This is a genomic window from Streptomyces sp. NPDC048659, assembly GCF_040650575.1.
GTDB lineage: Bacteria > Actinomycetota > Actinomycetes > Streptomycetales > Streptomycetaceae > Streptomyces.
On the sequence record NZ_JBEZHM010000014.1, the window covers coordinates 46,981 to 72,133 of the forward strand.

Genomic DNA, 25,153 nt, shown 5'->3' on the forward strand with positions numbered 1-25,153 from the left:
GCCCGGCGGGCGCCGGGCTCACGGCCGGAAGCGGAGGTCGGCGGCGCCCCCCAGCAGGGGGGCGTCGTTGGCCTCCGTCCATTCCCGGTGGTTGACGAGGTCCTGGAGGCAGGTGTCGTTCGCCGTGGCGATGGTGGTGCCCGGCTGCACCGCCGAGGGGTAGCCCCGGGTGAGCGCCGTGTTGCCGTGCACGGTGCGGCGCACGGCGGCCAGCGCCACCTCCACCCGGGGCGCGTCGGGGAAGGTCGCCTGGAGGACGAAGACGCCGCCGCCCTTGGCGAAGCGCGGCCGGGCGAGCGGGACGCGGTGCTCGTCGTAGCCGCAGCCGTTGCCGCTGATCTCGCTGGCCGCGTCGGCGCGGACGGCCACCTCGGTGACGCCGAAGACCTCCCGCAGGATCGCCGTCCACATGTCCGGGACGCCGCCCATGTTCCCCTCGGTGTCGGCGTAGTGGACGATCCCGCCGCCCGGCCGGTCGGAGGTGAGGTTGCCGGTGACCCGGGTGCCGGTGAGGATCAGGTCGGCGTTGCGGGCGGAGATCCCGCCGCCGCCCGGCCTGGCCCGGCGCGGCTCGCCGGGCCGGGGCGGCGCTTCGAGGCCCCGGGAGACGTTGTCCTTGATCAGGCAGCGCTCGAAGGCGCCGGCCGAGCCCATGGTGATCCGGACGCCGCCGCCCATGCTGCCCGCCCGGTTGCCGCTGACCTCGGTGGACAGCAGCCGGACCGGGGAGAGCACCGAGGCGTAGAGCCCGCCGCCGTCGTCGGCCGCCGTGTTCCCCGTGACGCGGCACTCGCGCAGGGTCACGGCCTTGCGCCGGGCGTCCGTGATCTCCTGCTCGTGCCACGCCGACCAGCGGTCCAGCCGCAGCGCGGAGGCGGCGATCGCGTAGAAGGCGAGCTGTACGGCCTCGTCGAGCCGGCCGCTGATCAGGTCGGCGAGGATGCGCGGGGTCTTGGCGATGACGGGGTTCGGTTCGAAGGGGTTCAGGAGCCAGCGGAGGTAGCGGTAGAGCTCGCCGGGGGTGAGGCCGACGATGGTGCCGGGGCTGAGCACGGCGGTGCGGGCGGCGGTGGCCCGGTCGGCGAGGAACTTGATGAGGTCGAGCTCGCTGAGGTCGCGGGTGAGACGGCCCGGGACGGACACCTCGCAGCCGACGCCGCCGCCGTCGAGCCTGCCCCGGCGGCCGGAGGCGTTGCGGTCGATCCAGCAGCCCTCCAGGGTGGGCCAGCCGTAGCCGACGACGGCGAGTCCGCCGCCGCGTCCCTCGGCCGTGTTGCCCCGGATCAGGCAGTGCCGCAGGGTGGGGCTCGCCCAGACGGCGGCGACCCCGCCGCCGAAGGACTGCCCGGCCAGCCACATGGCGACGGTGCCGGGCGGCACCAGCGCGTCGAAGCGCCGGGACGCCTCGGCGAGCAGCTTGGCCCGGTCGATCCGGGGCAGCGGGGGGATCCCGCCGACCAGCCTCAGCATCCCGTTGACCAGGTCGACCGTGTGGTTGACGGCGCCGACCGCCCCGGCGGGCAGGATGTCGCCGAGCAGGTCGAGCACGGCCGCGCGCAGCGCCGTCCGGTCGCTCTCCGGCCACGCCCGGAAGGGCGCCGTCTCGGTGCGGTTGCCGCTGATGGCGCAGCGCTCGACGAGGACGTCGTCGGCGTCGATGACGGCGATCCCGCCGCCCGCGCCGAGCCCCGGGTCACCGGGGGTGTGCGTGGCGTGGCCGCCGGTGATCCGCAGCCCGCGCACGGTGACCGGGCCGAAGCCGCGCCGCCCGGCGGGCGTGGGCGGCCCGATCCGCAGCACCCGGTGCCGGTCGCCGCCGTGCAGGGCGGGCAGCACGCGCGGGTCGAAGCCGGGGGCGGCGGGGTCGGCATCGGGGTGCTTGAGGAGGTGGGCGCTGGTGAGGGTGACGGGCCGGTCGAGGACGAGTTCGGCCTCGCGGTAGACGGCGGTGTCGAGGATGACGACGGTGTCGCCGGGGGCGGCGGCGCGCAGCGCGTCGGCGACGGTCCCGGCCGGCTTCGCCTCGCTGTCGAAGCGGCCGGACCGGACGCCCTTGGTGGCGTGCACATAGCGGGTGGTGGGCATGGCGGGGCCGGGCCTACAGCTGCTGTCCGGTCTTGGGGTCGTACGTGACCTCCACGGCGACGACCTGGTCGGTGGGCAGGACCTCGATCCACTGGTCGAAGACCTGGTAGGGCTCGGCGGGCCGGAAGCCGCCCGCGAGCGGGTCGAAGCCGGTCTCGAAGACCTGCTCGCCCGCGAGGGTGCGGGCGACGCTGGTGTTGGCCTCGGCGAGCTCGGCGGCGAGGAGGTCGAGCACCTCGCCGATGGTCTTGCCCCGGTACGCGTCGGGGTCGCCGTCCTGCCAGGCGTAGGGGCGCCCGAGCGCCGCCTCGCCCTCGACACCCGCCTTGGCGAGCCAGCCGAGCGCCTCCGGCTCGTGGCCGGGGCGGATGGGCAGGACGGCCTTGACCCAGGCGGAGTTGAGGAACTCGTTGCGCCGCTCGTCGCCGTCGGTCTGGACGAGCCAGCCGAGCGAGCTGCCCATGGGCGCGGGCTGCGAGTCGGCGGTGATCAGGTAGTCGACCCGCCACTCCTGCTCGGGTGTGGGGCCCTTGGCGTCCGGGGCGTTGTGGGAGCTGGTGCGGGAGTAGGCGGTGGGGACGGTCTCCCCGGCGAGCGGGTCGCCGTCGGCGCCCTCCCAGCGGGCGGGCGGCACGGGGTAGCGGCCGAGGGAGTCGGGCCCGGCGGGGGCGGCGGTGTCGCCGGGGCGCCAGAACTCGGGCGAGACGAAGTAGAGCATCTCGTCGACGTCGAAGATCTGCCGGATGAGCTCGGCCTCCAGGTGCGCGTCCCTCGGGTCGAACAGGCGGAGCTGTGCGAGGAGATGGGCGAAGACGGAGTGCCGTTCCTCCTTGCGCAGGTCCTCGGCGGGGCGCGGCCGGACCTTGCTGAGCAGGCCGGTCCGGTCCCGTACGGCGGCGGCGTACGCCTTGCGCTGGAGGGCGGCGACGTCCTTCTCGTACTGGGCGAGCGCCGCCTCGTAGGCGACCTGGGCCGGGTTCACCGGCGGCGGCTCCCAGCGCAGCTGGAGGGTGAAGGTGATGCTGGCGGTGCCGCCGAAGTGCACGTGGTCCGCGCGGACCTGGAAGCGGCCGGTGTCGGGGCGCTGGATGACGTACTGGACGAGGAACTTGGCGTCGGTGCCGTGCCCGTTCTTCGCGGAGACGAACTGCACGTAGTCCGGGTTGGTGCTGAGGGTGTAGCCGGGGGCGGGCGGGATGGCGCCGTAGTCGAAGTCGGCGACGATGTACTCGTCCTCCTCGCCGCGCCACAGGCGGTCGAAGCCGTCCTGGCGGCTCCAGTCGGCGTCCTGGTGCGGGGCGTTGGTGCTGTCCGGGTGCTCCTGGATGGGGAAGGTGCCGGTGAAGGTGGTGAGGAGGGGGGCGAGCGGCTCGGGCGGCTCGGGCTTGCGCAGCGAGGTGAGGTCGGGGGCGGGGACGACGTCGACGAACTCGCCGAGGCCGAGCACCCGGCCCGGCGCGTTCACGAAGACCTGCCAGCTCATGCGGGTGCCGATGTGCTGCACCTGGACGCCCACCTTGCGCATCTTGCGGCGCAGTTCGTAGTTGGCGAGCCGGTCGGTGGTGTTCTGCACCACGTAGCGGCGGCTGGACGTGTCGGTGGTCTCCGTCACCGTCTTGAAGGTGGTGGTGAAGTTGCGCCGGATCTCGCTGCTGACCTTGGAGCTCTGGGTCCGGGTGTGCTTGTGGGTGAGCTCGGAGGACTTCTGGGTGGTCGCCTTGCTGGCGTAGCTGGCGCTGGCGTCGGCGTGGTAGACCCCGGCGAAGGAGCCGCCGGCGGAGACGGTCGCGCCGAGGGAGGTGTCGTTGGCGTTGGACTCCTTGACGGCGTCGGCCACGTCGCTCTGGTCGGTGAGGCTCTCCTCGGACTTGCGGGTGGTCTCCTCCGACTGGCTCGCGGTCCGCTCGACGAGGGTGCGGCGGGTGGTGGTCTCGACGAGCTCGACCATGCCGCCGGGGCTGAGCCACAGGTGCCCGGCGGGCGCGCCGAGGAAGGTGTCGAACTCGAAGAAGTACTGCCGGAAGAGGTTGACGAGGCCGACCGGCGAGAGGATGCCCTCGGTCGGCGGGTCCTGGCCGACGAGGGCGGCGAGCGCGGCCAGCTCGGGGCCCTCCAGGGCGCGGGCGGCGGGCCCGGCGAAGGCCGCGGGCCCGGGACGCGGGCCGCGCCGCGCGGTGAGCCGCCCGGCGCCGGAGTAGCCGAGCCAGCCGGGCAGCGGCTGGTAGACACCGAAGAGCTCGCTGGCGTACGGGAGGGTGCCCGCGAACTCCATGACGGGCCGCCCGACCCGCACCGGCCCCGGCACGGGCGCGGTCAGCACCCGGACCGGTCCGGCGGGGCCGCCCGCGGTGGTGGCGAAGGGGGTCACGGTCCACGGCTGGCCGGTGCTCCGGGTGACGAGCAGCAGGTCCCGGTCGGACTCGGTGGGCGGGGCGACGAAGGAGAGCACCAGGGGGCCGGTGGCCGGCACCGTGCGGCCCGCGTACTGCCGCCCGGAGCCGGGGTCCGGCTCGATGAAGGCGCCGTCGAGGGCGGGCACCCCGGGGAAGAGCGCCGGGTCGCGCAGGTCCACGTCGGCCGGGAGGGCGAGCGCGATCCGCTGCCCGGGGCGCAGGTCGGCGGGTCCGGAGGACTGCACCCGGTAGGACCAGATCTGGTACCAGGAGCCCGCGGTGGGGAGCGGGGTCCGGCCGGCGAAGGTGACGACGATCGACATGCGGGTGCCTCCCGTGTGCGCACGGCGTCCCGGCGGGATGCGGGGGTGCCGCGTGATCAGGGTGGGACGGCGGGCCGGGCGCTGTCACCGGCGTGGCGCCGATACGCCAGGGGGCGCGCGGAAGCACGAGGGGGTACCCATGCGGGGTATGGGCGCCGGATTCGGTATCGTCGGGGCCGGAGGTGGAAGACGTGCACGTGGGACGGGCGGTTCGCGGCGCCACACGAGCGGGAGGCGCCCTGGCGCACCTGCTGCTCGTCGTCGTGCTCGCGCTCGGCGTCTTCGTGATGCACGCCGTCGGCCACCCCGAGGGTGCTTCCGGCCAGGCCGCCCAGGCCGAGGGCCACGGCGCCGGGGCAGCCGCTCCGCCGGACACGGCGGCCCTGCCGGGCGTCACGCGGGTGACCGGCCCCTCGGACCCGGCCGGCGCGTCGACCGTCAGCCCTGTGACGGGCGCGACGGATACGGCGGGCACGCCGGGCACGCCGGGTATGGCGGGCATGACCGGTGCGACCGGATCCACCGGCGCGACGGACGTCGCTCCGGCCCACGGCGGGCTCACCGCCGTCCCGGCGGGCGGCGCGGCGCACGACGGCACCCACGGCTCCACCCACGACTCGGGCGCCGGGATGGACATGACCACGCTCTGCGTGGCCGTCCTCGGCGCCTGGCTGCTCGCCGCCCTGCTGCGGGCCGCCCTCGGCCGCCGCCCGGGCGGGGCCGTCCCGCTCCCCGCGCGGCTGCTCCCCTCCCTCGGGCCGAACGCGCCGCCGCGGCCCCCGGACCTCGCCCAGCTGTCGGTCCTGCGGACCTAGGCCGTACCGCCCCCGCCGCCGCGGGCGCCTCGCCGCGCCCGTACCCGGCCACGCGCGTACGTCCTTTTCCCCGCACGAACGACAGCAACCGAGGTGTGTTCACCATGCGTGCCTTCACGACCCGTACCACCACCCGCTCCACCGCCCGCACCACCGCCCGCAAGCTCGCCCTGACCGGCGCCGTCGCCGCGACCGGGCTCCTGCTCGCCGCCTGCTCGGGCTCCGGCGACTCCATGAACGGCATGGACCACGGCGCGAAGAGCTCCGCCTCCGCGTCCGCCTCCGCCACCGGCTCCGCGGCGCCCGGCACGCCCGGCGCCTTCAACGACGCGGACGTGATGTTCGCGCAGATGATGATCCCCCACCACGAGCAGGCCCTGGAGATGGCGAGGCTCGCCGACGGGCGGGCCGAGGACGCCGAGGTCAAGAAGCTCGTCGGCGAGATCGAGAAGGCCCAGGACCCGGAGATCCGGAAGATGCGGGCCTGGCTCAGGACCTGGGGCAAGCCCGAGTCCATGGGCGGCGGCGGCCACGGCATGGCCGGGATGATGTCCGCCAAGGACATGGCCGACCTCACCGCCCTGAAGGGCAAGGCGTTCGACCGCAAGTTCGCCGAGCTGATGATCGCCCACCACGAGGGCGCGGTCGAGATGGCGAAGACCGAGCAGCGGGACGGCGCCGACGCGGGGGCCAAGCAGGTGGCCGACGACGTGGTCCGGACCCAGGCCGCCGAGATCGCCCAGCTGAAGAAGATCCTCGAACGCCTCTGACCGGCCGCGGCCGGTCCCGCCGGCCCCCGCCCCGCCCCGGGCGGCCCCGCACCCGCGTGCGGGGCCGCCCCCTCCCCCGTACCCCAGGGACCACAGACACATGAAGAAGCACCGCGCCGCCCTCGCCGCCGCGCTCACCGCGGCCCTCGCCCTCGCCCTGACCGCCTGCGGCTCCGACGACGCGTCCGGACCGGCCGGGGGCTCCGGCGCCCCGACGGCGCTCAGCCACATCCACGGCGTCGGCTCCTCGGCCGGGAAGCTGTACGTCGCCACCCACGAGGGCGTCTACACCCCCGCCGCCGACGGCTCCCCCGCCCTGGTCGGCGAGCGCAAGGACGATTTCATGGGGTTCACCGTGACCCCCCAGGGCGCCTTCCTCGCCAGCGGCCACCCGGCCCCCGGCACCGGCGGCCCCTCGAACCTGGGCCTGATCGCCTCCGCCGACAAGGGCGCCTCCTGGACCACCAGGTCGCTCGGCGGGGAGGTGGACTTCCACTCGCTGGACACCGCGCCCGACGGGACCGTCTACGGCTACGACAGCACCAACGGGCGGCTGCGGGTCAGCCGCGACGGGGTGGCCTGGCAGGACCGGGCGGAGCTGAAGGCGCTCGACATCGCCGTCGCGCCCGGCACCCCCGGCACGGTGCTGGCCACTACCGAGGAGGGCGTGGTCCGCAGCACCGACGACGGGCGCACCTTCGCCGAGCCGCTGTCGAAGCAGCTCGTCGCGTACGTGTCCTGGGGCGCCCCGGACGCCCTCTTCGGCATCGACCCGTCCGGGGTGCTGCTGCGCAGCGCCGACGCGGGCGCGACCTGGAGCCGGGTCTCCGTGCTGCCCGGCGGCGCCCCGCAGGCGCTGACCGCGCTGGACGCGCGCCGGGTCCTCGCCGCGACCCAGGACGGGGTGTACGAGTCGGCGGACGGCGGGCGGACCTTCACCCGGCGGATGGCCGTCACCTCGGGCGGCGACGGCCACTGAGGAGCGCCGCCGCCCGGGATCCGGCCGCTCGCCGGGCCTCGGGCGGGCTCGCCCGCCGCGGGCTCACCCCTCCAGGGCGGCGCGCCAGACCGGGCTGTCGCAGTAGTGGTTGTCGTACTGCTCGGCGGACGCGGCGATCTCCTTGGGGTCGGCCTCGCCCCGGGTGACCCGGCCCAGCAGGCGCAGGTAGTCGAAGCGGCCCATGCCCGGGGTGAAGACGAACAGGACGTCCGCCTCGCAGCCGGGCGCGGCGGCGAAGGCGTGCGGGGTGTGCGGCGGGACGGCGAGGAAGTCGCCCGCGCCGAGGACGGTGATCTCCTCGCCGACCAGGACCCGCAGCGAGCCGCTGAGGACGAAGAAGATCTCGGTCGCCTTGGTGTGGAAGTGCGCGGGGGCGCCCACGGCGCCCTCGGCGAAGGTGGAGCGGTAGCTGGTGAAGCCGTCGGCCGTCTGGTGCGAGTCGGCGAGCAGGGTCATGACACTGCTGGGGTCGGCGCAGGTCTCGGCCTCGGCGTGGCGGGTGAGCAGCGGCGGGAAGGGGGCGGCGGCGGGCGTGCCGGGCTCGGGGCTGGTCTCGGGGCTGGTCTCGGGGCTGGTCTGGGGGCTCGTCTGGGCGGTCATGCCGTCGACCTTACGATCATGAAATCCGAGCGCACCAGTCCGTTTACGCCCCCGGTCGCTCCCCGCTTGCCCCCGCTCGCGCCCAGCGCCTCGCGCCCCGCGAAAAAATCCGGAAGATTTCCGCCGACGGTGTCGAGAACGCGCGTCCGGCTCCGTCCCCGGGGTGAGAGCGGCCAGGATGGGCCGCACGAGCACCGAGGAGAACATCATGGCCAAGTACCTGCTGCTGAAGCACTACCGAGGCGCCCCGGCCCCCGTCAACGACGTGGCGATGGACCGGTGGACGCCGGAGGAGGTCTCGGCGCACATCCAGTACATGCGGGACTTCGCGGAGCGGCTGGAGAAGACGGGCGAGTTCGTCGACGGCCAGGCGCTCGCCCCGGAGGGGGCCTGGGTCCGTTACGACGGCGAGGGCCGGCCGCCGGTCACCGACGGGCCGTTCGCGGAGACGAAGGACCTGATCGCCGGCTGGATGATCATCGACGTGGACGGCTACGAGCGGGCCGTGGAGCTGGCCGGGGAGCTCTCGGCCGCGCCCGGCGCGGGCGGCGAGCCGATCCACGAGTGGCTGGAGGTGCGCCCGTTCCTGGCCGAGCCGCCCACCGTCACGGAGTGAGCCGGGCCATGGACGAGGCGCTGCTCAGGAGCCTCACTCCCGGGGTGATCGGTGTCCTCGTCCGTCGCGGGGCCGACTTCGCGGCGGCCGAGGACGCCGTGCAGGAGGCCCTGGTCGAGGCGTTCGAGGCGTTCGGGACGGGGGCGGGGGCGCAGGCGCCGCCGCGGGACCCGAAGGGCTGGCTGGTCACGGTGGCCTGGCGCAGGTTCCTCGACGCGGCGCGCGCGGACACCGCGCGCCGCCGCCGGGAGGACCGGGTGGCGGAGGAGCCGCCGCCCGGCCCGGCGCCGGAGGCCGACGACACGCTGCGCCTGTACTTCCTGTGCGCGCACCCGTCGCTGAGCCCGGCGGCGGCGGTGGCGCTGACGCTGCGGGCGGTGGGCGGGCTGACCACCCGGCAGATCGCGGCGGCGTACCTGGTGCCGGAGGCGACGATGGCGCAGCGGATCAGCCGGGCCAAGCGCACGGTGTCCGGGGTGCGCCTGGACCGGCCCGGCGACGTGGGCACGGTGCTGCGGGTGCTGTACCTGGTCTTCAACGAGGGCTATTCGGGCGAGGTGGACCTGGCCGCCGAGGCGATCCGGCTCACCCGCGAGCTCGCGGCCCGGGTCGAGCATCCCGAGGTGGCGGGGCTGCTGGCGCTGATGCTGCTGCACCACGCGCGGCGGGCGGCCCGGACGGCGCCGGACGGCGGCCTGGTGCCGCTGGCCGAGCAGGACCGGGGCCGCTGGGACACGGCGCTGATCGCCGAGGGGGTGGCGGTGCTCCAGGCGGCGCTGGCCCGGGACCGGCTGGGCGAGTTCCAGGCGCAGGCGGCGATCGCCGCGCTGCACGCGGACGCGCCGACGGCCGGGGAGACCGACTGGGTGCAGATCGTCGAGTGGTACGACGAGCTGGCGCGGCTGAACGACAGCCCGGTGGTGCTGCTGAACCGGGCGGTCGCGGTGGGCGAGGCGGACGGCCCGCGCGCCGGCCTGGCCGCCCTGGCGCCGCTGGACCCCGCGCTCCCCCGGTACGCGGCGGTGGCCGCGTACCTTCGCGAGCGCGACGACGACCCGGCCGAGGCCGCGCGCCTGTACGCGGAGGCGGCCCTGAGGGCGCCGAACCTGGCGGAGCGCGCCCACCTGACCCGGCAGGCGGCCCGCCTGAACACCCTGCTGCGGGGGGCCGCCCCGGACGGACCCTAGTCCCGCGCCGTGTGCACCACCTCGCCGCCCACGACGACCGTCTCCGCCACCGTGCCGGGGATGGCGTCGGGGGCCACGCGGAGGATGTCGCGGGACAGGACGACGAAGTCGGCGAGCTTGCCCACGGTGAGGGAACCCCGCTCGTGCTCCAGGAAGTTGGCGCGGGCCGAGCCCATGGTGTAGCCCGCCACGGCGGTGGCCACGTCGAGGGTCTCGCCCTCGGTCCAGGCGGGGCCGCCGCCGGGCGCGCGGCGGGTGACGGCGGCGTGGATGCCGATCATGGGGTCCATCTCGGCCACGTTCCAGTCGCTGGAGAGGGCGAGGAGGGCGCCCGCGCGGTGCAGGCTGCGGAGCGGCCACGCCTTGTGCCAGCGCTCGGGGCCGATGTTCTCGGCCCAGTCCTGGCCCGGGCCCGCGATGTCGGGGGCGGCGTGCCGGGGCTGCATGCAGGCGGTGACGCCGAGGGCGGCGAAGCGCGGGGTGTCGGCGGGGTCGAGGCACTCGACGTGGACGATCTGGTGGCGGGCGTCGCGCGGGCCGTTGACGGCGCGGGCCCGCTCGACGGCGTCGAGGACGGTGCGGATGCCCCGGTCGCCGGTGGCGTGCACGAAGCACTGGAAGCCGCGCGCGTCGAGCCGGGTGAGGAGCCCGGCGAACTCCTCGGGCGGGTAGAAGGTGTCGCCCCGGTGGTGGCCGCAGCCCGCGTACGGCTCCAGGAGGGCGGCGGTGCGGGGCTCGACGACGTCGTCGATGTACAGCTTCAGCGGCCCGACGCGGAGCCGGTCGTCGGCGAACTCCTGTGCTGCGGCGGCGAATTCGTCGAGCTCGGCCTCGGTGGTGCCGCGCGGGTGGAAGAGCGCGGCGACGATCCGGGAGCGCAGCCGGCCCTCGGCGCGGGCGCGCTGGAAGAGGGCGAGGTCGTCGAGGGAGTTCTGCGGTTCGACGACGGTGGTGATGCCGTAGCGGATCGCGTCGTCGAGGCTCTTGGCGAGCCGCCCGTACTGCCGGTCGGGCGAGGCCCACGGCACGCCGAGCTCGCGCAGCGCGCGGTGCCCCGCGCGGGAGAGGCCCTTGACGGCGAAGTCCTTGACGAAGCCGGTGGGTTCGCCGGTGGCGGGGTCGGTGACGGCGGTGCCGAAGGGCAGGTCGGTGCGGTCGGCGCGGACGCCGAGGCGGCGCAGGGCGGCGGTGTTGAGCCAGGCGGTGTGGACGTCGTAGCTGAGGACCAGGGCGGGGGTGTCGCCGGTCGCCGGGTCGAGGTCGGCTGCGGTGGGCATCCGGCCGTCGGGGATCGCGGAGTAGTCGAACGCCTCGGCCTCGATCCACGGCGCGTCCGGGTGGGCGGCGTGCCAGGCGCGGATGCGGGCGTGCACGGTGTCGAGGTCGCGGGCGCCGGCGAGCTGCACGCAGGAGTCGTCGGAGCCGAGCCGGACGTGGTTGTGGGCGTCGACGAATCCGGGGAGGACCAGCCGGCCGCCCGCGTCGAGGACGCGGGTGTCGGGGCCCGCCCAGGCTCCGGCGTCCGTGTCGGCGCCGATCCAGACGATGCGGCCGTCCCGGACGGCGAGGGCCTCGGCCTCGGGCAGCTCCGGGTCGACGGTGTGGACGCGGCCCCGGGTGAGGAGGAGGTCGGCGGGGGCGGGGTGGTTCATCGCGGGTCTTCTTCTCTGGAGGAGGGCGGTCAGGCGGAGAGGGGGCGCACGGTGCGGCGGGCCAGGAGGACGTAGACGAGGGCGGAGACGGCGGCGCCGAGCAGGGTGAGGTCGGCGCCGCCCAGCGGGGCGACGAGGGGGCCGGTCCACAGTTCGGAGTCGCAGGTCAGGGCGGAGAAGAGCATCCCGGCGAGGAGGGCCGTCAGGCCGGCGGGGTGCCAGCCGGAGCGGTAGCGGTAGGGGCCGTCCCCGGTGCGGTGCAGGGCCCCGGCGTCGTAGGTGCAGCGGCGCAGCACCATGTCGGCGAGGAAGACGCCGCCCCAGGGGGCGAAGACGATGATCAGGAGGGAGAGGAAGGAGAGCAGCGAGGTGGTGAAGTCGACAAGGAAGAGCGCGCCGAGGGAGCCCGCGGCGGTGACGCCCGCGCTGACGAGGATGGCCCCGGCCCGGCTCCAGGGGATGCCGAGGACCTGGAGGTTCAGGCTGGAGGAGTAGAGCGTGATGATCGAGTTGGTGACGGAGCCGCCGAGGACCAGGGCGAGGAAGACCGGCTGGAACCAGCCGGGCAGCAGCCCCTCCGTACCGGCGACCGCGTCGGTCATGTCGGCCTGGGTCGCGGCGGCGGCGCCCGCGACGCCGAGGGCGACGGAGGAGACCAGCCCGCCGAGGCCGCCGCTCCAGGTGAGCGCCTTGAGGGTGGTGGCGCGGGGCAGGTAGCGGGTGTAGTCGGCGGGCATCGGGACGTACGAGAAGGGGCCCGCGAACATGACGACGAGGGCGAGGCTCCAGCCGGCGGGGCCGGGTCCGGCGGCCGGGGCGGTGGTGTCGGCGCCGGGCAGCACGAGGGCGATGAGGACGGCGAAGCCGGCGGCGAGGACGTAGGCCATCCAGCGCTCGGCCCACTGGACGGTGGCGTGGCCCCACAGGGCGACGGCGAAGGTCAGGGCGAGGGTGACGGCGAGCGCGAAGGCGCGCGGGAACGGGCCGCCGGTCCAGCCGAGGTCGGCCAGGAAGGCTTCGAGGGCGAGGGTGCCGACGACGGTGTTGACGATCGTGTAGCCGATGCTGACGACCCAGTTGAGCAGTCCGGCGGGCCAGTTGCCCCGGACGCCGAAGGCGGCGCGGGAGACGACGAGGGTGGCGGTGCCGGTGCGGACGCCGCTGAGTCCGGCGGCGCTGATGGCGAAGAAGGAGAGGCCGCCGAGCACGATCACGGCGGTGGCCTGCCAGAAGGAGAGGCCGAAGGCGACGGCGAGGGCGCCGTTGATGACGTAGGTGAAGGTGAGGTTCGAGCCGAACCAGAGCCAGAAGAGGTCCTTCGCCCCGCCGTGCCGTTCGGTGTCGGGGATGGGGTCGATGCCGTGTCCTTCGACCTGGAAGACCTCGTCCCGGCCCGCTCTCGCGGGCGTCGTGTCGTGTCCGGGCACGCTGCGCTCCTGTCGTGGACTGACGCTAGAAGATCTTGAATGGCGTTCTAACTCTTTGAACGGCATTCAAGATGTGGGATGAGATCCGGCCACGTCAAGACCTCGGCGGAAAACCGTTAGGGTCGAGCCGACCGGGCCGGACACGGCACGGGACGGCGAGGACCAGGGAAACGGGGCGGCGAGCGGTGGCGGGTGCGGCGCGGGCGGGACGGCGGCGGGACGGCAGCGTCACGCGGGAGCGGATGCTGGAGGAGGCCATGGCCGCCATCGCCGAGGACGGGCTGGCGACGCTCACCATGTCCGCGCTCGCGGAGCGCCTCGGGACCAGCGGCGGCCACATCCTGTACCACTTCGGCAGCAAGGACCTGCTGCTGCTCGCCGCGCTGCGCTGGAGCGAGACCGCGCTCGCGGAGGAGCGGCGCGCGCTGCTCGGCCGCCGGCTCGCCGCGCCGCGCCGCCTCGACCTGTTCCTCGACCTCTATCTGCCGCGCGGACCGCGCGACCCGCGCTGGACGCTGTGGATCGAGCTGTGGGCCCGCATCCCGGCCAACCCCGAGCTGCGCGCGGCGCAGCGGGAGCTCGACGCGGGCTGGCAGGAGGACCTGGAGGCGCTGCTCGCGAAAGGGGTCGAGCGCGGCCACTTCGCCCCGCTGGACGCGCCCGCCCGCGCCTCCGAACTCCTCGCCCTGCTCGACGGGTTGAGCACCCGGGTGGTCCTCGGCCAGGAGTCCGGCCGGGACACCAGGTCCGCGCCCGACGCGGCCCGCGCGGCGGCGGCGCTCCTCATCCCCCGCGCGGAGGGCCTCAGTTCGCCGGAGGCGGCGCCCACGGCTCGGGCGCCACGGCGCTGAACGGCCAGTCGGGCGCGTCCGGGTGACGGGCCGTCTGCTCGGCGTACCAGAGGATCTGCTCGGTGTGCAGGGCCGGCCGGGACAGCCGGGCCAGGGACGGGTGGCGGGCCGCGGTCTCCTCGGCCACGCCCAGCGCCGCCGCCGCGTCCGAGGCCGGATCGCCGGGGTCCGGATGCGGTACGCCGTACCAGGCGGCGACGGCCCGCAGCGAGCGCCCGCCCGGCCGGTGGCGGTCGACGTGCCGGTCGAGCACGAGCGGGTCGCAGACGGGCGCCACCCCGCGCGGCAGCCGCGCGGTCAGCGGCGCGAGACCGTGCCGCAGCAGCTCGGCGTGGAGCGTCCCCAGCACGTACGGCGCGAACCACACCACCAGCGGCTCCCCGGCCGCGAGCTGCCCGGCGACCAGACCGGCGAGCTCCTCCAGCGCCCGCGCGGGCGGCAGGGGGCCGGGGGCGCTCCCGGCGGCCTCGGAGCCGCCCGCCGCGCCGGGCGCGGCGGAGGTGCCGGGCGCCCCCGGGACTCCGGGGGCCGCGCCCCGTCCCGTAACCCCCGCTCCCGCGTCCGGCCCCCAGCCGCCCTCCGGCGCGGGGCCGAGGTCCAGGGTCCAGTCCCGGGCCGTGCCGTCCGCGCCCCGGAGGGAGGCGGAACGGATACGGTCGACGGCCGGGCGGTGGCCGGTGGTGCCGATGTCCAGGGCGAGGAGCGGGCGGCGGTGCCACCCCGGGTGCTCGCCGCGCGGCGGCGGGCCCGGGGCCGGGGCGTGGGCCGGGTGGTAGACCGCCCAGCCCCGGCCCTCGTGCCGCAGCACGCCCGCGCCCGCCGGGACCGGGCCGCCGCAGCGGGCGCAGGAGCCGTCGTAGTCGTTGACGTGCTCCCCGCCGCCGCTCGCGGTCACTTCGGGTCCGCCCCGTCCCGGTACGCCTCCAGGAGCCTCAGCCAGACCTCGCTGAGCGTCGGATAGGCGGGGACGGCGTGCCACAGGCGCGCCAGCGGCACCTCGCCGGTGACGGCGACGGTCGCCGCGTGGAGGAGTTCGCCGACGCCCTGGCCGACGAAGGAGGCGCCGAGGACGGTGCCCCGGTCCTCGTCGACGACCAGCCGGGCCCGCCCCTGGTAGCCCTCGGCGTACAGGCCCGCCCCGGCGACCGCGCGCATGTCCACGTCCACCGCGCGGGCCCGCCGCCCGGCGGCCTCCGCCTCGGCGAGGCTCAGGCCGACGGCCGCCGCCTCCGGGTCGGTGAACACCACCTGGGGGACGGCCGCGTGGTCGGCGGTCGCGGCGTACGGGCCCCAGCCGCCGGGCTCGGCGACGGCGTCCCCGGCCGCCCGCGCGACGATCGCGGCGCCCGCGATCCGCGCCTGGTACTTGCCCTGGTGGGTGAGCAGCGCCCGGTGGTTGACGTCCCCCACGGCGTACAGCCAGTCGTGGCCGGTCACCCGCAGGCTGTCGTCGACGGGCAGCCAGCCGCCCGGCTCCAGGCCGACCGTCTCCAGGCCGATGTCCTCGGTCCGCGGGCGCCGCCCGGTCGCGAACAGCACCTCGTCGCCCTCGACCCGCTCGCCGCCCTCCAGGACGACGGTGACGGGCCCGGTGTGCCCGTCCCGGACGACGGCCGCCACGTCGACACCGGTCCGCACGTCGGCGCCGCGCTCCACCAGGGCGGCGACGACGTGCTCGCCGACGAACGGCTCCATCCGGGGCAGCACGCCCCCGCCGCGCACCAGCAGCGTCACCTTCGCGCCCAGCGCCTGCCAGGCCGTCGCCATCTCGACGCCGACCACGCCGCCGCCGACGACCACGAGCCGGCCGGGCACCCGGGCCGCGCTCGTCGCCTCGCGGCTGGTCCAGGCCCCGGCCCCGTGGAGCCCGGGCAGCTCGGGCAGGACCGCGCGGCTGCCGGTGCAGACGGCGACGGCGTGCCGCGCGGTCAGCACCCGGCGGTCGCCCTCGGGGCCCGCCACCTCGACCCGGCGCGGCCCGAGGAGCCGCCCGTGGCCCCGGAAGAGCCGGGCGCCGGTGGACTCCACCCACGCCACCTGCCCGTCGTCCTTCCAGTCCCCGACGACCGCGTCCCGGTGGGCCAGGACCTCCCGCGCGTCCAGCGGCCCCTGGACCAGGCCGCGCAGTCCGGCCACCGCGCGGGCCTCGGAGCGGGCGATGGCCGGGCGCAGCAGGGCCTTGCTGGGCATGCAGGCCCAGTACGAGCACTCCCCGCCGACCAGCTCGCTCTCCACGACCACGGCGCTCAGCCCGGCGGCGCGCACCCGGTCGACCACGTTCTCCCCGACCGGGCCCGCGCCCAGGACCACCACGTCGTACGCGTACTCGTTCTCATGATCCGGCACTCGTGTCATGACTGACAGTCTGCCGGGCGGTGGCGCGGAATAGCGCGGCTCGATACGCCGTTGTGCGGTGCGGGTCCCGAGGGGACCGTGAGGAAGGCGCGCCAAGGACGCCGGCCCCGGAGAGGTAGGAAGCATGAGCACTGTCGAGCTCACCAAGGACAACTTCGACCAGATCGTGGACGAGAACGAGTTCGTTCTCATCGACTTCTGGGCTTCCTGGTGCGGCCCCTGCCGTCAGTTCGGCCCCGTCTTCGAGGCCGCGTCCGAGCGGCACGAGGACCTGGTCTTCGCGAAGGTCGACACCGAGGCGCAGCAGGAGCTCGCGGCGGCGTTCGAGATCCGCTCGATCCCCACGCTGATGATCGTCCGCGACAAGGTCGCGATCTTCGCGCAGCCGGGCGCGCTGCCCGAGGCGGCGCTGGAGGACGTGATCGGCCAGGCGCGCGGCCTGGACATGGACGAGGTCCGCAAGTCGATCGCGGAGCAGCAGGCCCAGGGCGGCCAGGAGCAGTGACCCGCGTGGGGTGAGGTCATCCGGGCGGGGTGAGGTCACCCTCGTGGGGTGAGGGGTGGTCCGGCGTCGCCGGGCCACCCCTTCCGCGTACCCGGGGCGCGGGCTTTGCGCGTCTACGGGACGGGAGCGGCGTCCCGTCCCCCGGGTCCCGTGCCCCCTCAGCGCTCCAGGACCAGCGCCAGGCCCTGGCCGACGCCGATGCAGAGGGCGGCCAGGCCGGTGCCGGAGCCGGCCGCGGCGAGCTGGTGGGCGACGGCGCCGGCGAGCCGGGCGCCGGAGGCGCCGAGCGGGTGGCCGAGGGCGATGGCGCCGCCGCGCGGGTTGACCACGGCGGGGTCCAGTTCCGGCCATTCGGCGAGGCAGCCGAGGGCCTGGGCGGCGAACGCCTCGTTCAGCTCGAAGGCCGTGAGGTCCCCGAAGCCCCGGTCCGCCTTCTCCAGGGCCCGGCGCACGGCCTCCACCGGGCCGAGCCCGAAGAGCTGCGGCTCGATGCCGGTGACGGCGGAGGCGCGGATCCGGGCCAGCGGCTCGCGGCCGGTGGCCCGCAGGCCCGCCTCGTCGACGATCAGCAGGGCCGCGGCGCCGTCGTTGAGCGGGGATGCGTTGCCCGCGGTGACGGTGCCGCCGTCGGGGCGGAAGGCGGGCTTGAGCCTGGCCAGGGCCTCGGCGGAGGTGTTCTCGCGGACGCACTCATCCCGGGCGAGCTCGACGCCGGGGTACGGGACGACCTCGCCGTCGTAGAGCCCCTCGGCCCACGCGGCGGCGGCCTTGCGGTGGCTGGCGAGCGCGAAGGCGTCCTGGGCCTCGCGGCCGACGGCGTGCTTGTCGGCGACGAGTTCGGCGCCCTCGCCGAGGGAGACGGTCCACTCGGCGGGCATCCGCGGGTTGGTCATGCGCCAGCCGAGGGTGGTGGAGTGCAGCTGCTGGTGCCCGGCCGGAAAGGCGCGCTCCGGCTTCTGGAGCACCCAGGGGGCGCGGGACATGGACTCGACGCCGCCCGCGACGACGACCGAGGCGTCGCCGAGGGCGACCGCGCGGGCCGCCTGGATGACGGCCTCCATCCCGGAGCCGCACAGGCGGTTGACGGTGACGCCGGGCACGGAGGTGGGCAGTCCGGCGAGCAGGACGGCCATCCGGGCCACGTCGCGGTTGTCCTCGCCCGCGCCGTTGGCGTCGCCGAAGTACACGTCGTCGATCCTGGCCGGGTCGAGCTCCGGGGTGCGGTCGACGAGCGCCCTGACGACGTGGGCGGCGAGGTCGTCCGGGCGGACGGAGGAGAGGGCGCCGCCGAACTTGCCGATCGGGGTGCGGACGGCGTCGACGATGTAGACGTCGCGGATGCTCATCGGTTTCTCTCCCACGGGACCACGGGTACGGGCGGCGGTGCGCGGGGAGGGTGACGATAGGGCAGCGGCTCGGCCGCCTGGCGGACGCCTCTCGGACGCCTTTGGTTCGCCTGGTGAAGATATCTTCGTCCCCGCGGGCCCGAGTCTCCGCCCGCGCGCGCGTCCTGTCAACGTCCCCCGCCCGCGCACCCCGGGGCCCCCGCGGGGCCGCTTCAGCCCGTCCCGGGCCCCCTGATCAGCGCCGTCAGGCCGTAGTCCAGCTCCCGGCCGTCCACCAGCAGGGCCTCCACCGTGCGCGTCTCGGGGTCGATGTCGGCGACCAGTCCGTGGCCCTCGTAGATCGGGTAGCCGGACCGGCCGGTGCGGCCGGTCGCCTCGACGACCGCCGAGCGGACGGCGCTGTCGTCCACCGAGGCGCCGCCCCGGTCCTCCACGTGCGCGGGCACCAGCAGGATCTCGAACCGCTTCGGATGAGTGCTCATGCCCCGACGCTAAGCCGCCGGGCGCCGCGCCGCCGCCGGGGACGGACCGGACCCGGGAACGGACCGGCACCGGGACGGACCGGGGCCCCGCTCGCGCCGCCGCCCGCCTCGCCCGCGCCCGCGCCCCCGCCCGGCCCGCCCGCGCCGCCGTCAGCTCGACTCGCGCCGGATGACCCGGGAGTCCAGCAGCTCCTGCCGCAGCGGCGCCGAGTCCGGGTCGCGGACCACGCGGTCGACGAGCTCGGCGAGTTCGCGCCCCTTGACCATGTCGAGGTGGACGGTGCTCAGCCGGGGCCGCAGCAGCCGGCCGAGGACCAGGTCGTCCGAGCCGACCACGGCGGTCTCCCCCGGCACGTCGATCCCGGCGTCCTGGAGCGCCCGCATCAGGAGCATCGCGTACTCGTCGTTGTACGCGAACACCCCGTCCAGGCCCAGCTCCCGCCAGCGCCCCGCGAGGGCGCCGGCCGGCTCCTCCTCGTACCGCAGCGGCAGCGGCACGACCTCCGCGCCCGCCGGGCCCGCGACGGCCCGGACGCCCTCCAGGCGCGGCCCGGAGAACATCTCCAGGCCCGGCTCCTCGGGCAGCACGACCCCGATGGCCCGGCAGCCGCGCTCGACCAGGTGGGCGCCGGCCGCGCGGCCGACCTGGGCCTGGTCCATCACCAGGGCGTGGGTGCCCTCGACCCGCTGCGGGCCGACGGTGATCACGCCCTTCGCGCCGGAGCGCTTGAGCAGCCCGACCCCCTGCGCGGTCAGCTCGACCTGGCCGAGCGAGACCACCGCGACGGGGCGCAGCTCGGCCCAGGCGCGGGCCGCCTCGTCGGGGTCGAGGCCGACGCTGCCGTACTGCACCACGGTGTAGTCGAGGCGCCGCAGCGCCCACTGGAGCTCGTTGAAGAAGCGGCTGTACAGCGGGCCGATCGGCACGTGCGCGGTGGGCAGCAGCACCATCCGGCTGTGTCCGGCGCGCAGGCTGCGGGCGGCGGCGTGCGGGACGTAGCCCAGCTCCTCGGCCGCCTCCTTGACCCGGCGCCGGGTGGGCTCGCTGATCCGCACGGCGGCGGTGTTGTTCAGGACGTAGCTGACGGTGGCCCGGGAGACGCCCGCGAGGCGCGCCACGTCGGCGCTGGTGGGGACGGAGCGTCCGGCGGACTGCTTGGGTGACTGGCTCATCGATCCGGCATCTTTCCAGAACGATCCGGACTCAGGTCTGGCGGATGGCCGGATTCGAGTGCTACACAGGGGTTACACGCGCCACTGACACGTGTAACCACCCTACGCGCCACCCACGCGCGGCACACCCCGCTCTTCACTCTCTCTTTCCGCTCCCGCCCCCGCACGGGCGTCTTCACCAGGAGGGCATCGTGGCCCTTTCCTCCCCCGGAACCTCTCCGGACACCGGCACCGCAGGAGCCGCCTCCCCCGGATCGCCCCGGCCCACGCGCGGGCTGCTGCCCCTGCTGCTCGCCGGCAACACGGCGATGTACGCGCTCTACATCGGCGTCCCCGGGATGCTGCTCGCGCTGCAGATCGAGGACATCGACCCGGCCTCCAAGGTGGCCAACTTCGGCCTGGTCTCCGGCATCTCCGCGATCTTCGCGACGATCTTCAACCCGGTGGCCGGCGCGCTCTCCGACCGCTCGGGGCGCCGCAACCCGTGGATCCTCGCGGGCGGTCTGCTCGCCCTGCCCGTGATGTTCCTGCTGGGCAGCGTGCACACCATCCTGCTGGTGACGATCGCCTGGTGCCTCGGCCAGGCCGTGATGAACGTCTACCAGGCGGCCATCACCTCCGTGGTGCCCGACCGGGTCCCGTTCGCCTCGCGCGGCAAGGCGTCCGCCGCCGTCGGCCTCGGGATGCCGATCGGCTCCACCATCGGCGCGCTCGTCGGCGCCGCGTTCTCGGAGCACTACCGCACCGGCTACCTCGTCTTCGGCGCGATCGTCGCGGCGACCGCCGTGCTGTTCACCTCCTGCGCCCGCGAGGAGCGGATGCCCGCCAAGGCCCCACTCCCGGTCGGGCAGCAGATCGCGGCCTTCGGCAGCGCGCTGAAGAACCACGACTTCCGCTGGGCGTTCATCGGGCGCGCGCTGCTCGTCCTCGGCTACTTCGCGGTCGCGGGCTTCCAGCTGTACATCCTCAAGGACCACACGGAGCTGCCCGCCGGGCTCAGCGCCGAGGAGGCCGTGGCGATCCTGATGCCGCTCAACTCGCTGGCCATGGTGGTCTCCACGGTCCTCGGCGGCTGGCTCTCCGACCGCTACGACCGGCGCAAGCTCTTCGTCGGGGCGTCCGCCGCGCTGGCCGCCGTCGCCCTGGTCATCCCCGCCGTCTCGGCGAGCTGGACCGCGATGCTGGTCTTCTCCGTCGTCAACGGCCTCGGCTTCGGCTGCTACATGGCGGTGGACACCGCCCTGGTGACGATGGTGCTGCCGAAGGCCGAGGACGCCGCCCGCGACATGGGCGTGCTGAACATCGCCAACGCCGGTCCGCAGATCGTGGCCCCGTTCGTCGCCTCGCTGATCGTCTCGCTCAGTGGCGGATACACCACGCTGTTCGTGGTCGCCGCCGTACTGTCGGTGCTCGGCGCGCTCGCCGTGCGCCCGATCCGCAGCGTGCGCTAGTCACCCTCCGCGCACCCGAAGAGAGGCAGCCGCCGTGCAGTTGCACACCACCACCTGGGGAGCCGGCGACCGCGTCGCGCTCCTGGTCCACGGGATCATGGCCGACCACCGCACCTGGCGCCGGGTCGGCCCGGAGCTCGCCGCGCGCGGCTACCGGGTGGTGGCCGTCGACCTGCGCGGCCACGGCGCCAGCGGGCGGGCGGCGGGGCCCTCGGGTTACGGTCCGCAGGACTACGCCGACGACCTGGCCGAGACGCTGCCCGCCGGGGCCGAGCTGGCGATCGGGCACTCGCTCGGCGGCCTCACCCTGGCGACGGCGGTGGAGCGGCTGGCCCCGCGCCGTGCCGTGTACGTGGACCCGGCCTGGTATCTGCCCGCGGGCCGCGACGGCTACCGGCCCGAGCTGTTCTCCCAGGCCAAGTCGCTGACCCGGGAGCACATACGGGAGTTCAACCCGCGCTGGGCCGAGGAGGACCTGGACATCGAGGTCGACTCGGTGCGCGTGTGGGACGAGCGCTCCGCGCACGGCCTCGTGCCGTACACCGGGAAGGACCTGGCGCCGGAGCGCCCGGTGGTGCCCTCGCTGCTGATGCTGGCCGACCCGAGCATGCTGATCCCGCCGGAGCGGGCCGAGGCGCTCGCGGGGCGCGGCTTCGAGGTCCGTACGGTGGCCGGCGCGGGCCACACGATCCAGCGGGACGACTTCGACGGGTTCATGTCCGCCCTGGACGGATGGATCTGACGTACCTTCTGTTCATGGACGACGCTTCGATGGTGGGTTTGCTCGGCCGGGTCACCGGCACCGTGGGGCCCGGCCTCGTCGGCGAGGTGATCGTCCGGATCCGGGGCGGCGCCGAGCACTTCCTGGCCCATCCGGCCGTGCCCGGGGAGCGGATCACGACCGGGACGGTCGTGATGGTCATGGAACATCTCCCGCCGCGCACCGTCTATGTCACAGCCGCGTACGACAGTTGACCGATCCATTGATCGGCCGGGGTGCCGGGCGCACACTCCCCTCACCGGATCCGCACGGCTCCGGTGAAGGGGGACCTTGCCCATGAGCCTCGGGATCCTGGCTGGTGTCGTCGTCGGCGCGCTGGCCGTTCTGATCGCTCTGTTCAAACTGATGTGGCGCGTCGCCGAGCCCAACGAGGCGCTGATCATCTCCGGTTCCAACCACAAGATGGAGGGCCTCGGCGAGGGGATGGGCTTCCGGATCGTCACGGGGCGCGGCACGCTGGTGCTGCCGGGCGTCCAGGCGGTGCGCAAGCTCTCGCTCGACCTCAACGAGACGCAGCTCTCCGTGGAGTGCGTCACCCACCAGGGCATCCCGCTGAAGGTGCGGGGCGTGGTGATCTTCAAGGTGGGCGACGACTTCGTGTCGATCGCCAACGCGGCCCGCCGCTTCCTCGACCAGCAGAAGCTGATGTCGGAGCGGGTGCACATCGTCTTCGCCGGCCATCTCCGCGCCATCGTGGGCGGGTTGACCGTGGAGGACATGATCCGTGACCGGGAGAAGCTGACCGGGCAGGCGCGTTCGGCCTGTGGCACGGAGATGGAGAAGCTGGGACTGATCGTGGACTCGCTGCAGATCCACGAGATCGAGGACCCGACGGGGTACATCAAGAACCTGGCGGCGCCGCACGCGGCGGCGGTCCAGCGGGACGCGCGGATCGCGCAGGCGGAGGCCAACCGGCGGGCGACCGAGGCGGAGCAGCAGGCCGCGGCGCGCATGTCGGAGGCGACCAGGGACAGCGAGATCCTCCAGGCGGGCTACCAGGCCGAGCGGGACCACGCCTCGGCGAAGGCGCGGCAGGCCGGTCCGCTGGCGGACGCGGCGGCGCGCCAGGAGGTGGTGGTCCAGGAGACCCGGGTGGCCGAGCTGGAGGCCCACCGCAAGGAGCAGCAGCTCCAGGCGGAGGTGCGCAAGCCGGCCGACGCCCTGGCGTACGAGAAGCGGACGCTGGCCACGGCCGAGCGCGACGCGCGCATCTCGGCGGCGGAGGCGGAGGCGAAGGAGACCGAGCTGGCGAGCGCGGCGGCGGCGACGGCCACCCGGGTGACGGGTGAGGCGGAGGCGGCGGCGGCGCACGCGCGGGGTCTCGCGGTGGCCGAGGCGACGCGGGCGAAGGGCCTGGCGGAGGCCGAGGCGATCAAGGCGCGGGCGGCGGCGCTGGCCGAGAACCAGGAGGCGGTGGTCGCGCAGCAACTGGCCGAGAAGTGGCCGGAGATCGTGGAGGCGGGCGCCTCGGCGTTCGGCAACGTGGACCAGATGGTGCTGCTCAACGGGGCCGACGGCATGGCGGACATGTTCGCCAAGGCGCTGACCATGGGCGGGACGGGCCTGGGGGTGGCCCGCCGGCTGCTCGCCACGATGGGCCCGGAGGCGGCACCCGACGCCAAGACCCCGGTCCCGGCGCCGCGTTCGCAGCAGATCGCGGTGGGCGACGGCCAGTAGTCCCGGGTACGGCGCGGGGCCCGGCACCGGTGGGTGCCGGGCCCCGCGTGCGCGCGGTGCGGGCCGGGGTCGGCAGGTCTCGTCCTTCTCGACGGCACCCAAGCGGATCCCCGAGCCGTCGAGGGCGGCGCCGGAGGCGGGGTCCTGGACGCGCCCGCCGGTTGCCGCGCCTCTCAGTTGTGGCCGAACTTGCGTTCCTTGCGGTGGGACGGGGTGTCGAGGACGGGGCGGGGGGCGTCCGCGGCGGCCGTGGCCGGGCTCTCCTTCGCGGCGACCGCCGCCCGGTGCTCGTGACCGCCCGTCCGGGCGCCCTTGTTGACCCGCGTCTGCTTCTTGCCCACGGTCGTGCCTCCCGTCGTGCGTCGTCCTCCCAGGCTCGCACGGGGGTACGAAAGCCGCATGTCAGGCGGCGGGGGCCGGGGCCCCCTGGGCGAGCACCGGCCAGAGGGCCGGGTCCTCGAAGCCCAGCGCCCAGAGCGCGGTGTGCGTCACCCCGTACCGGCGCAGGACCGGCAGGTGCCCGGCGACCCCGCGGGCGTCCTGGTACCAGACCTCCCGGGTGTCCCCGCCCCGCGCGTAGCGGAAGTACGGGGTGCCGGAGGCCGGGTCCAGCCGGTACGGGGCCTTCCGGGCGCGCCGCAGGGCCTCGGCCTCCTTCCACGTGACGTGCGCGGCCCGCCCCTTCGGGGTGCCGTCGGCGCGGGTGCTCCAGTCCCAGCCGTAGGCGGGCAGGGCGAGTTCGACGCGGTCGGCCGGGACGAGCGCGGTGGCGGTGCGCAGCACCTCCTCGTACCAGGCGGTGCTCGCCAGCGGTCCCGGGGCGCCGCCCGCCCAGTGCAGGTTGTAGCCCATGATCCTGACCCGGTCGGCGGCCCTGCCGAGGGCGGCGTAGTCCCAGACCCGGCCGCTCGTCGCGGTCTTCGGCAGCACGGTGACGACGCAGCTCCGGGCGTGGGCGCGCAGCCGGGCGCAGACGTCGGTGACGAGGGCGGCGTACCCGTCGCGTACGGCCGGGTACGCGGTGTCGCCGGTGGTGGCATGGGTCTCGTAGTCGAGGTCGAGCCCGTCGTAGCCGCCCTCGTCGGCGGTGGCGAGGAGGGCGTCGGCGTGGGCGGCGCGGCGGGCCGGGTCGGTGAGGAGGGCGGCGAGGGCGCCGGGCGGCATCGACTCCATGACGGTGGGCACGACCCGGATCCCGGCCCGGCGCAGCCCGTCGACGATCAGCCGCTCCCCCGCCCCGGGGTGGGCGCCGACGGTGCCGTCGGGCTTGGCCTCGTACCAGAAGGGGCTCACGGTGTGGAGCTGGTCGGCGTGGCGCAGGGCCTGGAGGTAGGCGCTCTCCTGGTCCCAGTAGGGGAGCCAGGCGGAGACGGTGCGGCGGGCGGGCGGTGCGTCGGCGGTGACGGTGACGGCGGTGAGGGCGGCGGGCCCGGCGCGATGCCCGCCCGGGGCTTCGGCGAGCGGGGCGAGGGGCAGGAGCAGGGCCGCGGCGGCGAGGAGGGCGAGGCGCATGGGCACGAGCCTGCTGATCCGGCGGACGGCCCGCCCGGCGAGCTGGGCCGTTCAGGCGCGCGGGGCCGTTCGGGTGCGCGGGGCCGTTCGGGTGCGCGGGGCCGTTCGGGTGCGCGGGGCCGTTCGGGTGCGCGGGGCCGTTCGGGTGCGCG

At 75.4% G+C, this 25,153-nt stretch carries 23 protein-coding genes; 11 read left to right on the forward strand and 12 right to left on the reverse strand.

Annotation, left to right across the window (positions count from 1 at the left end; all coding sequences use genetic code 11):
- Positions 1–18: 18 nt before the first annotated feature.
- Both AB0C99_RS13600 and AB0C99_RS13605 read right to left on the reverse strand, forming a co-directional pair.
- Positions 19–2,085 (reverse strand): hypothetical protein, encoded by a 2,067-nt coding sequence (locus tag AB0C99_RS13600; RefSeq protein WP_362474034.1) that lies wholly within the window; start codon positions 2,083–2,085, stop codon positions 19–21.
- 13 nt (positions 2,086–2,098) lie between these two features.
- Complete coding sequence (locus tag AB0C99_RS13605; protein ID WP_362474037.1) at positions 2,099–4,801, reverse strand: hypothetical protein; 2,703 nt, start codon at positions 4,799–4,801, stop codon at positions 2,099–2,101.
- A 191-nt stretch (positions 4,802–4,992) separates the two neighbouring features.
- On the opposite strand from AB0C99_RS13605, the gene AB0C99_RS13610 reads away from it, so the two are divergent.
- From AB0C99_RS13610 to AB0C99_RS13620, 3 genes are all read left to right on the forward strand, one after another.
- On the forward strand, positions 4,993–5,616 hold the full coding sequence (locus AB0C99_RS13610; protein ID WP_362474040.1) for a hypothetical protein: 624 nt from the start codon (positions 4,993–4,995) through the stop codon (positions 5,614–5,616).
- A gap of 104 nt (positions 5,617–5,720) precedes the next feature.
- On the forward strand, positions 5,721–6,386 hold the full coding sequence (locus AB0C99_RS13615; protein WP_362474042.1) for a DUF305 domain-containing protein: 666 nt from the start codon (positions 5,721–5,723) through the stop codon (positions 6,384–6,386).
- A 100-nt stretch (positions 6,387–6,486) separates the two neighbouring features.
- Positions 6,487–7,365 (forward strand): F510_1955 family glycosylhydrolase, encoded by an 879-nt coding sequence (locus AB0C99_RS13620; RefSeq protein WP_362474045.1) that lies wholly within the window; start codon positions 6,487–6,489, stop codon positions 7,363–7,365.
- Positions 7,366–7,428: 63 nt separating this feature from the next.
- Here AB0C99_RS13620 and AB0C99_RS13625 read toward each other — a convergent pair whose 3' ends face one another.
- Positions 7,429–7,986 (reverse strand): cupin domain-containing protein, encoded by a 558-nt coding sequence (locus AB0C99_RS13625; RefSeq protein ID WP_362474048.1) that lies wholly within the window; start codon positions 7,984–7,986, stop codon positions 7,429–7,431.
- Between the two features lie 208 nt (positions 7,987–8,194).
- Here AB0C99_RS13625 and AB0C99_RS13630 point away from each other — a divergent pair, with 208 nt between their 5' ends.
- Both AB0C99_RS13630 and AB0C99_RS13635 read left to right on the forward strand, forming a co-directional pair.
- Positions 8,195–8,602 carry a YciI family protein gene (locus tag AB0C99_RS13630; protein ID WP_362474276.1) on the forward strand — a complete coding sequence of 136 codons (408 nt, stop codon included), beginning with the start codon at positions 8,195–8,197 and terminating at the stop codon, positions 8,600–8,602.
- Positions 8,603–8,610: 8 nt separating this feature from the next.
- Positions 8,611–9,789, forward strand: coding sequence for a DUF6596 domain-containing protein (locus AB0C99_RS13635; RefSeq protein ID WP_362474278.1), 1,179 nt, complete (start codon positions 8,611–8,613; stop codon positions 9,787–9,789).
- Here the strand turns inward: AB0C99_RS13635 and AB0C99_RS13640 are convergent.
- Positions 9,786–11,441 carry an amidohydrolase gene (locus AB0C99_RS13640; RefSeq protein WP_362474051.1) on the reverse strand — a complete coding sequence of 552 codons (1,656 nt, stop codon included), beginning with the start codon at positions 11,439–11,441 and terminating at the stop codon, positions 9,786–9,788. The two genes, AB0C99_RS13635 and AB0C99_RS13640, sit on opposite strands and share 4 nt — an antisense overlap.
- A 29-nt stretch (positions 11,442–11,470) precedes the next feature.
- Entirely contained in the window at positions 11,471–12,868 is a 1,398-nt protein-coding gene (locus AB0C99_RS13645) for a cytosine permease (RefSeq protein WP_362474054.1), read from the reverse strand.
- 185 nt (positions 12,869–13,053) lie between these two features.
- On the opposite strand from AB0C99_RS13645, the gene AB0C99_RS13650 reads away from it, so the two are divergent.
- Entirely contained in the window at positions 13,054–13,719 is a 666-nt protein-coding gene (locus AB0C99_RS13650) for a TetR/AcrR family transcriptional regulator (RefSeq protein ID WP_362474056.1), read from the forward strand.
- Here AB0C99_RS13650 and AB0C99_RS13655 read toward each other — a convergent pair.
- Positions 13,673–14,614 (reverse strand): hypothetical protein, encoded by a 942-nt coding sequence (locus tag AB0C99_RS13655; protein ID WP_362474059.1) that lies wholly within the window; start codon positions 14,612–14,614, stop codon positions 13,673–13,675. The genes AB0C99_RS13650 and AB0C99_RS13655 overlap by 47 nt on opposite strands.
- Positions 14,611–16,074: an NAD(P)/FAD-dependent oxidoreductase gene (locus AB0C99_RS13660; protein ID WP_362474062.1), complete on the reverse strand. Its 1,464-nt coding sequence runs from the start codon at positions 16,072–16,074 to the stop codon at positions 14,611–14,613. The genes AB0C99_RS13655 and AB0C99_RS13660 overlap by 4 nt, the downstream gene beginning before the upstream one ends.
- A 124-nt stretch (positions 16,075–16,198) precedes the next feature.
- Between AB0C99_RS13660 and trxA the strand changes: the two genes are divergently transcribed.
- A complete protein-coding gene (gene trxA / locus AB0C99_RS13665; RefSeq protein ID WP_362474065.1) occupies positions 16,199–16,579 on the forward strand; it encodes a thioredoxin in 381 nt (126 codons plus the stop codon).
- Positions 16,580–16,737: 158 nt separating this feature from the next.
- Here trxA and AB0C99_RS13670 read toward each other — a convergent pair whose 3' ends face one another.
- From AB0C99_RS13670 to AB0C99_RS13680, 3 genes are all read right to left on the reverse strand, one after another.
- A complete protein-coding gene (locus AB0C99_RS13670; RefSeq protein WP_362474068.1) occupies positions 16,738–17,925 on the reverse strand; it encodes a thiolase family protein in 1,188 nt (395 codons plus the stop codon).
- A 212-nt stretch (positions 17,926–18,137) separates the two neighbouring features.
- On the reverse strand, positions 18,138–18,407 hold the full coding sequence (locus AB0C99_RS13675) for a hypothetical protein (RefSeq protein WP_362474070.1): 270 nt from the start codon (positions 18,405–18,407) through the stop codon (positions 18,138–18,140).
- Positions 18,408–18,557: 150 nt separating this feature from the next.
- Positions 18,558–19,580, reverse strand: a complete 1,023-nt coding sequence (locus AB0C99_RS13680; protein WP_362474073.1) for a LacI family DNA-binding transcriptional regulator — start codon at positions 19,578–19,580, stop codon at positions 18,558–18,560.
- Between the two features lie 191 nt (positions 19,581–19,771).
- On the opposite strand from AB0C99_RS13680, the gene AB0C99_RS13685 reads away from it, so the two are divergent.
- The 4 genes from AB0C99_RS13685 (at position 19,772) to AB0C99_RS13700 (ending at position 23,489) form a co-directional block, all read left to right on the forward strand.
- Complete coding sequence (locus tag AB0C99_RS13685; RefSeq protein ID WP_362474076.1) at positions 19,772–21,031, forward strand: MFS transporter; 1,260 nt, start codon at positions 19,772–19,774, stop codon at positions 21,029–21,031.
- Between the two features lie 34 nt (positions 21,032–21,065).
- On the forward strand, positions 21,066–21,773 hold the full coding sequence (locus AB0C99_RS13690; protein ID WP_362474079.1) for an alpha/beta fold hydrolase: 708 nt from the start codon (positions 21,066–21,068) through the stop codon (positions 21,771–21,773).
- Between the two features lie 14 nt (positions 21,774–21,787).
- The gene (locus AB0C99_RS13695) at positions 21,788–22,006 is read left to right on the forward strand and encodes a hypothetical protein (RefSeq protein WP_362474082.1); all 219 of its coding nucleotides are present in this window, start codon (positions 21,788–21,790) and stop codon (positions 22,004–22,006) included.
- A gap of 82 nt (positions 22,007–22,088) precedes the next feature.
- Entirely contained in the window at positions 22,089–23,489 is a 1,401-nt protein-coding gene (locus tag AB0C99_RS13700) for an SPFH domain-containing protein (RefSeq protein WP_362474084.1), read from the forward strand.
- A gap of 173 nt (positions 23,490–23,662) precedes the next feature.
- Here the strand turns inward: AB0C99_RS13700 and AB0C99_RS13705 are convergent, their stop codons facing one another.
- Both AB0C99_RS13705 and AB0C99_RS13710 read right to left on the reverse strand, forming a co-directional pair.
- Positions 23,663–23,830 carry a hypothetical protein gene (locus AB0C99_RS13705; protein ID WP_362474087.1) on the reverse strand — a complete coding sequence of 56 codons (168 nt, stop codon included), beginning with the start codon at positions 23,828–23,830 and terminating at the stop codon, positions 23,663–23,665.
- A 61-nt stretch (positions 23,831–23,891) separates the two neighbouring features.
- On the reverse strand, positions 23,892–25,001 hold the full coding sequence (locus AB0C99_RS13710; RefSeq protein WP_362474090.1) for a glycosyl hydrolase family 18 protein: 1,110 nt from the start codon (positions 24,999–25,001) through the stop codon (positions 23,892–23,894).
- Positions 25,002–25,153 lie beyond the last annotated feature (152 nt).

Excerpts from the sequence above, each read along its gene's own strand:
- AB0C99_RS13680 (WP_362474073.1), bottom strand. The coding sequence starts at position 19,580 with ATGAGCCAGTCACCCAAGCAGTCCGCCGGACGCTCCGTCCCCACCAGC.
- AB0C99_RS13660 (WP_362474062.1), bottom strand. The coding sequence starts at position 16,074 with ATGACACGAGTGCCGGATCATGAGAACGAGTACGCGTACGACGTGGTG.
- AB0C99_RS13700 (WP_362474084.1), top strand. The coding sequence starts at position 22,089 with ATGAGCCTCGGGATCCTGGCTGGTGTCGTCGTCGGCGCGCTGGCCGTT.
- AB0C99_RS13635 (WP_362474278.1), top strand. The coding sequence starts at position 8,611 with ATGGACGAGGCGCTGCTCAGGAGCCTCACTCCCGGGGTGATCGGTGTC.
- AB0C99_RS13695 (WP_362474082.1), top strand. The coding sequence starts at position 21,788 with ATGGACGACGCTTCGATGGTGGGTTTGCTCGGCCGGGTCACCGGCACC.
- AB0C99_RS13670 (WP_362474068.1), bottom strand. The coding sequence starts at position 17,925 with ATGAGCATCCGCGACGTCTACATCGTCGACGCCGTCCGCACCCCGATC.
- AB0C99_RS13630 (WP_362474276.1), top strand. The coding sequence starts at position 8,195 with ATGGCCAAGTACCTGCTGCTGAAGCACTACCGAGGCGCCCCGGCCCCC.
- AB0C99_RS13605 (WP_362474037.1), bottom strand. The coding sequence starts at position 4,801 with ATGTCGATCGTCGTCACCTTCGCCGGCCGGACCCCGCTCCCCACCGCG.
- AB0C99_RS13640 (WP_362474051.1), bottom strand. The coding sequence starts at position 11,441 with ATGAACCACCCCGCCCCCGCCGACCTCCTCCTCACCCGGGGCCGCGTC.
- AB0C99_RS13615 (WP_362474042.1), top strand. The coding sequence starts at position 5,721 with ATGCGTGCCTTCACGACCCGTACCACCACCCGCTCCACCGCCCGCACC.
- AB0C99_RS13625 (WP_362474048.1), bottom strand. The coding sequence starts at position 7,986 with ATGACCGCCCAGACGAGCCCCCAGACCAGCCCCGAGACCAGCCCCGAG.
- AB0C99_RS13600 (WP_362474034.1), bottom strand. The coding sequence starts at position 2,085 with ATGCCCACCACCCGCTATGTGCACGCCACCAAGGGCGTCCGGTCCGGC.
- AB0C99_RS13620 (WP_362474045.1), top strand. The coding sequence starts at position 6,487 with ATGAAGAAGCACCGCGCCGCCCTCGCCGCCGCGCTCACCGCGGCCCTC.
- AB0C99_RS13710 (WP_362474090.1), bottom strand. The coding sequence starts at position 25,001 with ATGCGCCTCGCCCTCCTCGCCGCCGCGGCCCTGCTCCTGCCCCTCGCC.
- AB0C99_RS13675 (WP_362474070.1), bottom strand. The coding sequence starts at position 18,407 with ATGAGCACTCATCCGAAGCGGTTCGAGATCCTGCTGGTGCCCGCGCAC.
- trxA (WP_362474065.1), top strand. The coding sequence starts at position 16,199 with ATGAGCACTGTCGAGCTCACCAAGGACAACTTCGACCAGATCGTGGAC.